Origin of the sequence: Limosilactobacillus galli (assembly GCF_947381495.1) — a bacterium.
In the GTDB taxonomy this organism is placed as follows: domain Bacteria; phylum Bacillota; class Bacilli; order Lactobacillales; family Lactobacillaceae; genus Limosilactobacillus; species Limosilactobacillus galli.
On the sequence record NZ_CANCWK010000048.1, the window covers coordinates 1 to 12,669 of the forward strand.

9 protein-coding genes and 1 pseudogene are annotated in these 12,669 nt (G+C 50.9%); 5 read left to right on the plus strand and 5 right to left on the minus strand.

Going from position 1 to position 12,669, the window contains the following annotated elements; translation table 11 throughout:
- Nucleotides 1–113: 113 nt before the first annotated feature.
- Nucleotides 114–287, minus strand: a complete 174-nt coding sequence (locus QOS10_RS08125; protein WP_283594959.1) for a hypothetical protein — start codon at nucleotides 285–287, stop codon at nucleotides 114–116.
- Between the two features lie 161 nt (nucleotides 288–448).
- Here QOS10_RS08125 and QOS10_RS08130 point away from each other — a divergent pair, with 161 nt between their 5' ends.
- Nucleotides 449–1,486: an aldose epimerase family protein gene (locus tag QOS10_RS08130; RefSeq protein WP_283594960.1), complete on the plus strand. Its 1,038-nt coding sequence runs from the start codon at nucleotides 449–451 to the stop codon at nucleotides 1,484–1,486.
- A gap of 142 nt (nucleotides 1,487–1,628) precedes the next feature.
- Here the strand turns inward: QOS10_RS08130 and QOS10_RS08135 are convergent, their stop codons facing one another.
- Together QOS10_RS08135 and QOS10_RS08140 are read right to left on the minus strand one after the other, a co-directional pair.
- The gene (locus QOS10_RS08135; protein ID WP_283594961.1) at nucleotides 1,629–3,098 is read right to left on the minus strand and encodes a C69 family dipeptidase; all 1,470 of its coding nucleotides are present in this window, start codon (nucleotides 3,096–3,098) and stop codon (nucleotides 1,629–1,631) included.
- A 311-nt stretch (nucleotides 3,099–3,409) separates the two neighbouring features.
- Complete coding sequence (locus QOS10_RS08140; protein WP_283594962.1) at nucleotides 3,410–4,666, minus strand: D-alanyl-D-alanine carboxypeptidase family protein; 1,257 nt, start codon at nucleotides 4,664–4,666, stop codon at nucleotides 3,410–3,412.
- 191 nt (nucleotides 4,667–4,857) lie between these two features.
- Between QOS10_RS08140 and QOS10_RS08145 the strand changes: the two genes are divergently transcribed.
- From QOS10_RS08145 to gtfA, 4 genes are all read left to right on the plus strand, one after another.
- Nucleotides 4,858–5,655: a serine hydrolase gene (locus QOS10_RS08145; RefSeq protein ID WP_283594964.1), complete on the plus strand. Its 798-nt coding sequence runs from the start codon at nucleotides 4,858–4,860 to the stop codon at nucleotides 5,653–5,655.
- Between the two features lie 53 nt (nucleotides 5,656–5,708).
- Entirely contained in the window at nucleotides 5,709–6,551 is an 843-nt protein-coding gene (locus QOS10_RS08150; RefSeq protein ID WP_283594965.1) for an aldo/keto reductase, read from the plus strand.
- Nucleotides 6,552–6,820: 269 nt separating this feature from the next.
- On the plus strand, nucleotides 6,821–8,044 hold the full coding sequence (locus tag QOS10_RS08155; RefSeq protein WP_283594967.1) for an MFS transporter: 1,224 nt from the start codon (nucleotides 6,821–6,823) through the stop codon (nucleotides 8,042–8,044).
- Nucleotides 8,045–8,065: 21 nt separating this feature from the next.
- Complete coding sequence (gtfA, locus tag QOS10_RS08160; protein WP_283594968.1) at nucleotides 8,066–9,523, plus strand: sucrose phosphorylase; 1,458 nt, start codon at nucleotides 8,066–8,068, stop codon at nucleotides 9,521–9,523.
- Between the two features lie 142 nt (nucleotides 9,524–9,665).
- Here the strand turns inward: gtfA and QOS10_RS08165 are convergent, their stop codons facing one another.
- Both QOS10_RS08165 and QOS10_RS08170 read right to left on the minus strand, forming a co-directional pair.
- A complete protein-coding gene (locus QOS10_RS08165) occupies nucleotides 9,666–11,006 on the minus strand; it encodes a M20 family metallopeptidase (protein ID WP_283594969.1) in 1,341 nt (446 codons plus the stop codon).
- 15 nt (nucleotides 11,007–11,021) lie between these two features.
- Nucleotides 11,022–12,368, minus strand: a pseudogene (locus QOS10_RS08170) (YfcC family protein); the annotation flags it as partial.
- Between the last annotated feature and the right edge of the window lie 301 nt (nucleotides 12,369–12,669).

Genomic DNA, 12,669 nt, shown 5'->3' on the forward strand with positions numbered 1-12,669 from the left:
CCCTAACGGGCGCTAAAGGGGCCTATCCATCCCATGACTAAAGTCACGGGATTTCCGGCCAAACATCATTAAATAAAGCGATGGCTGAAGGGTTAACTTCGGTCATCGCTTTATTACTTTTCATTGTCCTGTTCATCGGCAGTCCCGTAACGGCTTTGCTCAGCAATTCGGCTGCTCCGATGCTTATGTTCGTGGATGAAACGGTCCTCAGCCGCAAAAATTCCCAGGAAATCCATGAAGTTCCGCCGGCAGGACTCCTTAAACTTGTCCCAATTAAACTTTGCCATTTTCTCGCCCTCACTTGTTATTACTAACATCATTTTATGTGCTCGCCTTAGGGCTGTCAAAAAAGTTATCAGTCGCGCAAACGGTTGCACATATCGATAAAAAGTGTGCTAGAATAGTAGTTGTACATTAAAGCGCTTACTTTTCAAGGAGGTTTTTGATAATGGATATTGCACAGGTTCCATTTGGACATTTCAAGGATGAACCAGTTACTAAGTATGTTTTAACCAATGACAACGGTGTACAGGCCGGGATACTCGACTTCGCCGGACTGCTCCAATCATTCAAGGTCCCAACCAAGGACGGTGGCAAGGCCGACATGGTCCTGACCTCAGAAAACCTGGACGAGTTTACCAACAACGGCTTCTGCACCAACCGCTTGATCGGCCGGGTTGCTGGCCGGATCGCTCATGGTGAATTCAAGGTCTTCGGCAAGGACTTCAAGCTGGAGCAAAACGAAGGGGAGAATACCCTGCACGGTGGTACCAACGGTTTCTACAACCACATCTGGCACGTCGACAGTACCGACGTCAGCGATGACCGCGCTTCGATCACCCTTAGCCTGACCCTGAGTGAAAAGGATGACACCTTCCCTGGCACCATCCATGTCACGGCTACCTACACGCTGGATGACGATGACAACCTGACCCTGAAGTTTGCGGCTACGACCGACTCCGACACCATCTTCAACCCAACCAACCACACTTACTGGAACATGGCACATGCAGATGCCAAGACGGTTGACGATCTGACCCTGCAAGTCAACTCCAAGTATCACTTAGCAGTTGACGGCGGCAAGATCCCAACTGGGGAAAAGGTCGCTAACGCCGGCACCCCATTTGATTTTGAAAAGCTAACCCGTCTCGGTGACGCCCTGAAGAAGATGGCTTCCACCAAGGAGAATGGTTTTGATGATATCTGGGAAGTTGAACCGAGCTTGACGAAGCCGGTGGCAACCCTGGAAGACAAGGCTAGCGGCCGGAAGATGGAACTATACTCTGACCGTAACGGTCTGGTGATGTACACCATGAACTCTGACGACAAGGCCGTCTACAACCACGGCCAGGTTCACCCGCACCTCGGGATTGCCATGGAAGCACAGACCCTGCCTGACGCTCCCCACCATCCAGAATTTGGTGACATCACCCTGCGGCCAAATGAAGAAAAGACGTACACCATCAAGTGGCACGTTGAATACTAAAGCCGCTGATCATACTGCCAAATAAACAACTCCTATATAAAACAGACGTCCTTGGTTGAAGGCCAGGGGCGCCCATTTATTTGGGCCCAACGCAAAAAGATCACCAGGCCACGAATGGTCTGGTGATCTTTTTTAATTGGTATTAAAGGTTTTTATCTTGAACAATCTTGGTCTGCCGCGTTGCGTCCACCGTCAGCTTCTGGTTGAGCTTCTTGAAGGCGTTCTGAGCGTAATCAGCGTTCTGCTGGTTGCATTGTGTCAGGTAGTCGGCAACCTGATCGCTCGGCAGTGACTCAGCTTGCTTATCGGATTGGGCCAGGTTCTGGTCGAGCTTCTTTTGAACCCGCTTCTGAACAGGCACAACGTCCTTGTTGATCAGCTTGTTCTTGTAAGGGTCAGTCAGTACCCGGGTCATCTTGTAAGTCCAGTAAGCAGAGGTGTTGTCCGGCTTGTCGGTCCCCTTCTGGTAGTTAGCAGGAGTGTTGGTGATGTTCGTGTAGAACGGTACGTAAACACTCGTCGCTGGTGAAGCCATCGCTAACCATTGAACACCGGCAATTTCGCTAGGTACGTTGTTCCGGATCTGCAGAACGTGGGATTCAACATCCGTTGGCACGTTGATCGGCCGGTAACCGCCAACCCACTTGCCGTTGCTATCGTACTTGGTGCCATTGAAGTGGGAGCTCAAGACCTTCTGAACCTTGGCAACAGAGATCTTCTTGTCCGGCTTCATGAACATCGTGAAGTGCTTCTGGTCAATCGACTGCTTCTTGCTTGGGGTCAGGATCCGTTGGCCATCCCATACCCGTGGCCGGTTGTAGGTAGCATCTTCCTTGTTATTAGTTCCAAAGGCCTCGGCAAAGTTAACCTGATGGCTGTTAACATAACCGTTCAGGTGGTGCTTCTTGACAAAGGAGACCATGTTCTTGGAGGCCATGTAGTTGCTCTTCTTGGTGTCAACGTTGCCGATCATGGTCTGGTTTGGAATAACAGCGTACTTATCGTTTGGTACCCGGACCGCTGCCCAGTGGTGACCGGAGACGATTTCCATGTACCAGATGGAGTCCTTGTCGCTGAAAATCACCCCATTATTTTCAGCGGAACCCTTGGTCTCAATGATGTGGCCAAGACGCTCAACCCCGCCACGAGCGGAGTGCACGTACGGCAGGACAACATCCAGCATTGACTGTTCTTCCAGCCCATTCTTAACAAACGGGTCGGCCTTCTGGGCCTTCTTGTTGGTGCTCCCGGACTCAGTCGCACTCATGGCCACGTTGCTGCCGTTGATCCCGTCCTCACCAAACTGGTCTTGGCCGTCAACCTGCTGCCAATCCGGCGTACTCGTGTAACGCTGCTGGTCAGCCGGCAGGTCAATCGTGAAGTGGTTATCCTTAGACTCATACTGGGTTGGTCCATTGCTGTTAGCCGCGTGGAAGATGTAGTGCTTGGCCCAAGCCGTATCCGCATCCTCGTTCCGCGCAATCATCGTGGAACCGTCCGTACTGGCCTTCTTACCAACCAGGACCGTAGTACAGGCACTGGCTGTGCTGACAGTCCCCATTACCATGCCAAACGTCGCCAGTCCTACTAAACACTTGAATCGGTTTATCATCGTTATTGCCTCCCTAATGGTAACGCTTTCAATTACACTGCTAAGTTATCATTGTTTCTGGACAAAAGCAACTAAATAGTCAACAATAAGCCGGTGGGGCGCATACCATATACATTTCTCGCAGTAATATCGGGGCGTCTTCCCCAACTGCAGTATATAAATTCAGTATTTCACAAGATTGAGAAATATTATTCACCAATAAAGCTTCATAACAAATGATAAATTTTTCATTTGTTTTCAAAATAAAAAAGGAGCGCGGCGACGAAGTCATAAATGACCTCTGTCACGTTCCCCTTCTCTTTTCGTATTAATTACCTGCTCCAGAATGAACGCACCGCAACTTTTTGGCTGCTGGTAACCGGAACCTTCATTGCCGGCATCCCCTGGATCTGCAATTCGATCTGGCCAACCTTCTGGCCCTTCTTCAGCGGTGCCTCCAAACGGCCAGTTACCGATTGACGGTTGTTTGCCGGAATAAACTTTGGCTTAGCAGCGGACCAATTCTCGCCCTTCCTTAACCAAATCCATTGCGGCTCAGCCAGCTGCAGGCGGACGTGCCGCTGCTTCTTAGCGTGAACGACCCGGGCTTGCTGAACGCCCTTTGGCAGGTCGGTGATTTTCTTCAGTTCAACCGGCTGATAGTTGGCCGCCAGGGCCTCGTAAAATTCCTTTTGTATCTTGGACTGGTTGTTCCAATCACCGCTGGTATGCAGGGCAACCAGGATCACCCGCCGGCCGGCATAGGTTCCCGTCGTTACAATGCATTTACCAGCAGCATCCGTGTTCCCCGTCTTCAAGCCATCGATCTCCCAGTCCTTAGGAGCATAGCCGTTTTGCGGCAGGAGGGCGTTGATATTGACCATCTGGTACTGCTGACCAGCAGTGACATCAAAGTTGGCAAACTTCTTCTTGGTGATCTTGAGCGTCTCCGGGTACTTGTTAATAACGTACCGAGAAACCAGCGCCAAGTCCTTGGCTGACATTTCATTTTCAGCATCCTTGTCAACGTTTTTAAGCCGGTGCTTGCCTAAACTGCTGTTAGGCAGACCAATCATGTTATAGATCTTCGCATCGGTAACGCCGGCCTTTCTGGCTACTGCCTGCATCTTGCGGTTAAAGGCTACCGTGCTGCCAGCATCAGCCAGGGCCAAGGCCTCAGTACTGCCATCAGCCGATACCAGCATCATGGACTCGACCAGCTGGCGCACCGAATACTGCTCACCGGCGTTCAGTTGAACGTTTGAGAAGTGCCAATCGTTAGCAACCTTGGCAACCGCTGGGGTTATCTTGATCTTCTGGTCCCAGCTGAGCTTATGATCCTTGATGTCCTGCTCAATTACCGCCAGGGTTAAAATCTTGGTCAGCGAGGCAATCGGGTAGGTCTTGTTTGCATTCTTCTGGTAAAGGACCTGTCCGGTTTGAGCATCAATTGCATAGGCTGCCCGAGCTTTCATATTGTAAAAGACATCGTCGCTTGCTTTAGCTCGTCTGGTCAGGCCAGCCAGGCTCAGGTTCAATGCTAGAAACAGTAGTAAAAGGTGAATCAACTTACAGCCAATTTTTTTCATTAGATATTCCTTCCTAAATTTTCATCCTATATAAGGATAAACTCTAAACATGAATTATCAGTGAACTTTGTTAAATATTCAAGCAAATTCTCAAACTATTGGTTAAATTAGTAGTAAAGATATTTCATTTTCTTAAGTTCACAAGTATGATTAATAGGGTATACACATCATTAAAGAAGGGAGCCTGCATCATGCAGCGTGATCAGCACATGCATCGTCGTCACCGGAGACGTTTGATTTTAACCATTCTCATCGTCCTGGTTGTCATCTTCGGCTTGCACCACTTTCTGTCAGTCGGTGCCCGCCTCAAAGCTAATTGGAACAAGATCGTCTATACTTCAAGCGACAACGTGGCCATCGCCGTCTATTCGCCTAAAACGCACCGGACCTACACTTCAACCAATGCCTCCCACCATAAATTCCACACAGCCAGTACCGTCAAGGTCAGCGTTCTTGCCGGTCTGCTTCTCAAACAGCAAGCCCCGCTAAGCAGCCACCAGACAGAACTGGCCAAGGAAATGATCGAACAAAGTGACAACACCGCCACCACAACCCTCTTCAACGAGCTCGGCGGGCAAAAGGGGCTGCAAGAAACCTTTGACAAGTTCGGCATGAAAGATTCGGTGGCTCACGAACGGTGGGGCTTAACCACCACCACTCCCGCCGATCAGATCAAACTCCTCAACAACATCTTCTATCGATCTGACCTGCTGGATAGTCAGGAACGAGCCACCATCCGTAACTTGATGGATAATGTGGAAGCCGACCAGGCATGGGGAATTTCAGCCGGTAGCGATAACTTTGCTATCAAGAACGGGTGGCTCAGTTACGGCTCTGACGACTGGATTGTCAACAGTATCGGCTACATCAAGAATAACAACGGAACCAGCTACACCATTGCCGTTTACACTGATAAGAACAACAGCATGGTAACCGGTCAGCAAACCATTGAGCAATTGGCCCGGACTACCAAGTCGATTATGGAATAGACACCACTGCACAGCCAAAAATGGTGTACGCTAGTAAAAAGGGGTGACAAGATATGAATATTAAGGATAATTGGTTAAAACTCGCCGACGACAACAAGATGCCGCAGGAAGGATTCGGCCTCTACAAGGTTGATGGCCAAAAGACAATGAACAATGCCATTAAGGCGGCCTACACCGCCGGCTACCGTCTATTCGATACCGCCCAGCTATACGGCAATGAAGCTGAGGTTGGGACAGCCTTCAAGGAACTCCAGATTCCCCGGGATGAGGTCTTCCTCACCACGAAGGTTGCTGAAGATAACCAGGGCTATGACCGGACGATCGAGTCAGTCAAGGAGTCATTGAAGAAACTCCAGACGGACTACGTTGACCTCCTGCTTGTCCACTGGCCGATCGAGCGCGCCTTCTTTGAAACCTGGCGGGCATTTGAGGACCTGAAGAAGGCCGGGCTTGCCAAGTCCATCGGGGTTAGCAATTACCAGATAATCCACCTGCAGTATCTGGCCACTAAGGCGCACGAAATGCCAGTGGTCGATCAGATTGAACTGCACCCGTTGCTGACTCAAAAGCCGCTGCTCAAATTCAACCATGATCACCAGATCGTCACTCAGGCCTGGAGTCCGCTCGGCCGGGGCGCTGTCCTCGGTAAAGAAGTGCTGGAAAAGATTGCCGCCGCCCACGGCAAATCCACGGCCCAGGTCATTCTGCGCTGGCACCTGCAAAACGGGGTCTCCTTTATTCCCAAGTCAGTCCACGCTGCCCGAATCGACCAGAACGCTGCTATCTATGACTTTGCGCTGTCGGCGGACGAGATGCAACAGATCGACGCGCTCAATAACTATCAACGGACAGGACGAGAACCTGAACTGACCTACGAATACGACCAACAATACTAATTACAACCATTTAACTGCGTCCAATAAGAAACCGGCGCAGTTTTTATTTTTCCATCGTTATTATTTTCACATTCATAGCCTGTTTTCAGAAATAGCAAGCTTACATTGTATTTTCATTAATCAGCGACATAGTCATAATGAAAATGATTACAATTATTTTTGATAAACGTTTGACATTTAGAAGGGGGAATAGTATATTATTCACGTAGCCGAATGATAAACGTTTATCATTGCTATGGCAATCTAATAAGAAAGCAGAATTGATACTTATGAGTAACAAACATTCCATGATTACCAAACTGGCATTCCTGTCAGTGTCGTTCATGGTCACCAGTGCCTACGCCATCCAGGGGTCACTCCCCCAGCTGAAGGCCGCCTTGGGCATTACTCAGACCCAATCCGAGTATCTGGTAACCACCCCGTCGTTTGCCGTCATGATCTTCGTGGTTCTCTCCCCGCTCATCCAAGAGTGGTTCCACATTTCAGATAAGAAGATCATCATGGCCGGGGTCACGATCGTCGGCGTCGCTGGTCTGGTTCCATTGTTCGTCAACAACTACCTGACCATCCTGATCTCACGGCTGATCCTAGGGGCCGGTTATGGACTTTACAACTCCCAGGCCATCTCCATGATCGCTGTCTGGTACGATGGTACAGAGCGTGCGCAGATGCTGGGCTGGCGAGCTGCTGCCGAGCAGATCGGTCAGGCCGCCACATTGACCATCGCCGGACTGATCCTGAGCTATGCCGGCTGGCACCAATCATTTGCAGTCTACGTCCTGGCCTTTGTTGTCCTGATCTTCTTCGCGCTCCGGGTTCCTGATGACAGCCAGGCGCAAGATGATGATGTCGATGAAGATGCCCTCGCCGAAGACTTTGGTGAAAATGATGCCAAGAAGATCACCAAGATCAGCCCCGTAGTTTACCTGCTCGTCCTCTTTGCATTCCTGCTGGTTGTGGACTATGTTGGAATGGAGAACCGGTTCCCTGGTCTGGCCGTTGCCATCAACGGTAGTTACTACACTGGTTCCTCGATGTTCTTATCCCTGATGCTGATCGGGGCCACCCTGGGCGGAATCTGTTACGGAGCCATCCAGAAACGGTTGGGCTTCGGCACCGTCTACCTAGGCTTAGGTTTGATGGCCCTGTCCAACTTCCTCTTTGGCTTTGCCGGCCACAACTACTTCCTGATGGTCGTGGGCCTGCTGCTGATCGGTTTCCCACTGCAACTGGTTTCCCCGCTGATCTTCAACCTCTTGCCAGACCTGGCACCCGCTAACCGGCAGCCGCTGGTTACCTCCCTGTGCCTGATCGGTTTCAACTTTGGGGCCTTCTTCTCCCCAACGATTGCCGAATGGACTAACCATTTGATGGGCCAGCCACTGTCCGGCATGGGACTAGCGGCTCCGTTCCCGGTCTACGGGGTGGGGCTGATCATCATCGCCCTGATCATTTTCTTTGCTACTCGTCGCAATGCGCAAAAAGCTAACTAATTAATTTGGAGGTCTTACACTATGCCAATTCAAAACAAAGCAATGTTAATCACCTATTCTGACTCCATGGCCAAGAACATCAAGGAAACCCATGAAGTGTTGAAGGAATACATCGGCGATGCCATCGGCGGTATCCACCTGCTGCCATTCTTCCCATCCACTGGTGACCGTGGTTTCGCCCCATACCGTTACGACGTGGTTGACTCCGCCTTCGGTAACTGGGACGACGTTGAAGCCCTCGGCAAGGACTACTACCTGATGTTTGACTTCATGATCAACCACATCTCCAAGAAGTCCGTGATGTACCAAGACTTCAAGAAGAACCACGATGCTTCCAAGTACAGCGACTTCTTCATCCGTTGGGAAAAGTTCTGGGAAGCTGCTGGTAAGGGCCGTCCTACTCAAAAGGACATTGACATGATCTACAAGCGGAAGGACCGGGCACCGGAACAAGAAATTGAATTCGACGACGGCACCAAAGAACACCTCTGGAACACCTTTGGCGAAGAACAGATCGACATCAACGTCAAGAGCAAGGTGGCCAACGAATTCTTCAAGCAAACTCTGACCAGCATGGTTAAGCATGGTGCCGACCTGATCCGGCTGGATGCCTTTGCCTACGCCGTTAAGAAGGCCGACACTAATGACTTCTTCGTTGAACCGGAAATCTGGGACCTGCTGGAAGAAGTTCGTAAGATCCTGGCACCCTACCAAGCTGAAATCCTGCCAGAAATCCACGAGCACTACACCATGCCACAAAAGATTTCTAAGCACGGTTACTTCATCTACGACTTCGTTCTGCCAATGACCACCCTCTACACCCTGTACTCTGGTAAGACTGACCGCCTGGCCAACTGGCTGAAGATGAGCCCAATGAAGCAATTCACTACCCTGGACACCCACGACGGGATCGGGGTGGTCGACGCCAAGGACATCCTGTCTGACGACGAGATCGACTACACTTCCAAGGAACTCTACAAGGTTGGTGCCAACGTCAAGAAGAAGTACTCCAGTGCTGAATACCACAACCTGGACATCTACCAGATCAACACGACCTTCTACTCCGCCCTTGGTGACAACGACAAGGCCTACCTGATGGCCCGGGCATTCCAAATCTTTGCCCCTGGGATCCCAATGATCTACTACGTTGGTCTGCTGGCCGGTTCAAACGACCTGGAACTCCTTGAAAAGACCAAGGAAGGCCGGAACATCAACCGTCACTACTACACCAAGGAAGAAGTTGCTAAGGAAGTCCAACGCCCAGTTGTTAAGAACCTCTTGGCCCTGCTCTCCTGGCGAAACAAGTTCCCGGCCTTTAATCTTGAAGGTTCCATCGATGTTCAGACCCCAACTGACACCACGATCAAGATCACACGGAAGGACAAGGATGGCGCAAACGTTGCTGTCTTAGACGCTGACGCTGCCAACAAGACCTTCAAGATTACCGCCAACGGCGAAACAGTCATGGAACAAAAGTAACGCCAAAATAGCCTTTCCATAAATAACAAGCACTTACAATCTCTCAAGAAATTCACTTACAATCGCTTGTTAAATACGAAATACCGGTCAGAACCTGGAATGATTCTGACCGGTATTTTTATTTTGTATTAATGATATTTAGCTATTCGCCGTCAACACAGAGCTTCTTGATGGCCTGGGCATAGATCTCCATGGCCTTGAACATGTCCGGCAGCGGCCATTGCTCATTGGCCTGGTGCATGTAGTCTGGCGTCGTTGGCAGCATTCCCCCAAAGGCGACACAGTTGTGCATCGTCCGGGCAAAGGTGGCCCCACCAGAAATCTGTGGGGTGGCATCATTGTCGCCTGTCTGGTCCTTGTAGACCGCTATCAGGGTCTGAATAAGCTTGCTGTCCTTTGGAACGTAGAGCGGGGCAACGTAGTCAAACGGGGCGTACTTAAGGTCGTATGGCGCAACGTTTTCGTTGAGCTTCTTCAACAGTTGGTCACGATCAACCGTAACGGGAATCCGCAGGTCAATCTGCATCCGGGTCTCCTTCTCGTTGATTTCCAGACTGGAGATGTTGAAGGTCAGGTGACCAGATTCATCCTCGACATCACCGAGCACGTTGGTCCCGGTAGCGTCTTCCTTGAAGAGCTTGCCGATAAAGTCCAGCGGCTTGAAGTCAAAGACATCATCTAGGGCGATGGCCAGCCGCAGTACCGCGTTGGTCCCTTCAGGAGCCAGCATGGCGTGAACGGACCGCCCGAGCACGGTGATGGAGTGATCATCGCTGGTGTACTTGAAGCCGTGCTTATCAAGGGCGGCCTTGACCTCGTCCTGCTTTGGACCGTCATAAACGGCCTTATCAGGAACCGCGTTGAAGGCGTTCTTGAGGCTGATGTTCAGCTTGTCCGTACCGGGGCCAACCAGGTAGGCCTGCTCCAGGCCCTTTTCGGCGTAGATCAATGGGAACTCGGCATCTGGTGAGATCCCACTGTCGATTTGGGCTTCCTTCTTGTTGTACTGGGCAATTCCCCGCCAGAGGATTTCTTCGTCAGTCCCGTAGATGAAGCGGATCCGCTGGTTGAAGTGGTAACCAGCATCCATCAGGGCCTTAACCGCGAACAGGGCAGCGATCCCGGGACCCTTGTCGTCCTGAGAACCCCGGCCATAAACGGCGTTGTTAATGACCGTGCCCTTGAATGGGTCATGTTCCCAGTTCTTGAGGTCACCAGCGGGAACTGTATCGAGGTGGCAAATTACCCCAAAGACCTTGTCACCTTCACCGACTTCGGCATAGCCATAGTAGCCATCGGGATCTTCGTAGGTCTTGAAGCCCAGCTCGTCACAGATCTTCATCATTTCGTCCAGGACATTGCGGATCTTCCGCCCAAATGGGGCCCCGTCCTCAGCTGGTCCGTTGTATGACGGTACCGAAATCAACCGTTCCAGGGTCTTAACAGCTTCTTGTTGTTCCTTCTCGTTTACTAATTGTGCCATAAATACTCATCCCTTTTACAATACGGCAGCAACACCTAAGAATACACAGGTAACAATAAACAGGTAGATCATCAACTTGAGCATCCACTTCCACCAAACACTGACGTTGACGTGGGCAATTGCCAAGGCCCCCATCACGATCCCAGAGGTTGGCGTGATCAGGTTAACCCAACCAGAGGCGGCCTGATAAGCCGTGATGACCAGACTGACGGAGACGTGGGCGAAGTGACCCAGTGGGCCGATAATCCCCATCGTCGCTGCGGCCAGTCCAGAAGTTGACGGAATCAGGAATGACATTGGAATGTAGAAGATGTAGGTCAGGATGATGAAGACACTCTGGGAGAGCCCGTGCAGGCCCATTTCACCCCAGTGCAGGACGGTCCCGGTGATCATCCCATTGTTCATGACCACTTGGATCCCACGAGCAACGGCCACGATGATGGCAACGCTTAAGAAGTCCGCCATTCCCTTCATGAAGGCATCCATGAATTCGCCTTCCTTCATGTGGTAAACCCACATGATCAGAACGGACATGAAGAGGAACAGCATCGTGATTTCGTTGAAGTACCAAGTCCCCAGCGGTGCCATGTCGTGTCCCAAGAGGTTGCCCAGGAATGGGATCCCGGTCAGCCACTTGGTAAAGCTATCGAAGAACGTCCAGTGGCTGTTCAAGTTGGTCCATGGAATCAGACCGAGGATCATGATGACGAAGGTCAGACCGAAGAGCCAGATAACGGCCTTTTGCCGCTCAGTCATCTGGTGCTCATCGTCAGTCTGCACCTTGATGGCAAACCGCTTCTCATCTTCGGCCCGTTGGTCATAAACCAGTGACTTCGTTGGGTCCTTCTGGATAACAGAAGCGTAGTGGTAAACGTAGATGATGCTGACGGCAGTCGTGATGATCAGCAGGAGCAGCCGCGAACCCAGCCCGTCACCAGGGGAGATATTCAAGGTCTGCGATGCAACCCCGGTGGCAAACGGGTTAACGGTTGATGCCAGGCACCCGACCTGGGTCCCGACCAGCGCGATGGCCACCGCAACCAGGGAGTCAAAGCCGACCCCCATCATAACAGGAATCAACAGTGGGTAGAAGGCAATCGTTTCTTCCCCCATCCCGTAGGTCGAACCACCAATGGCAAACAGGATCATCAGAATTGGAATCAATTGCTTTTCCCGACCCTTGTAATGGCGGACAATCGAACTGATTCCTTCGTTGAGGGCATCGGTCTTGTTAACGACCCCCAAGAAGCCCCCAATAACCAGAATGAACAGGGAAACGGAGATCGCACCCTCCGTCTTCTTATCTCCGACCATCCCGATGACCGGTGCCATGAAGACATCCCAGATCCCCTGCGGCTTGCTATACTACGGACAATTAATTTATGGAGGGATCAACCATTGAAGTTCTAATTCTGCACAATTTAACGCATCGTTTGTCCACCAGCATGACAAAAGGTGCCCGGGTAGAATTAGATTTCAATCATTGATCATAAGTAGTGGCGAATACGGTTGTTTGCCCATTTTAAAAAGGTCTACCCGGGGTGGTAGGCCTTTTTTCATGTCCAAATACCGAAAGGAACGTGATTCGTCAACCACCACGCCCTAAAGGACGTGGCTTGTGAGCAAACACCCTTCTGATGAGTGCTTGAACCACAATTTGCAT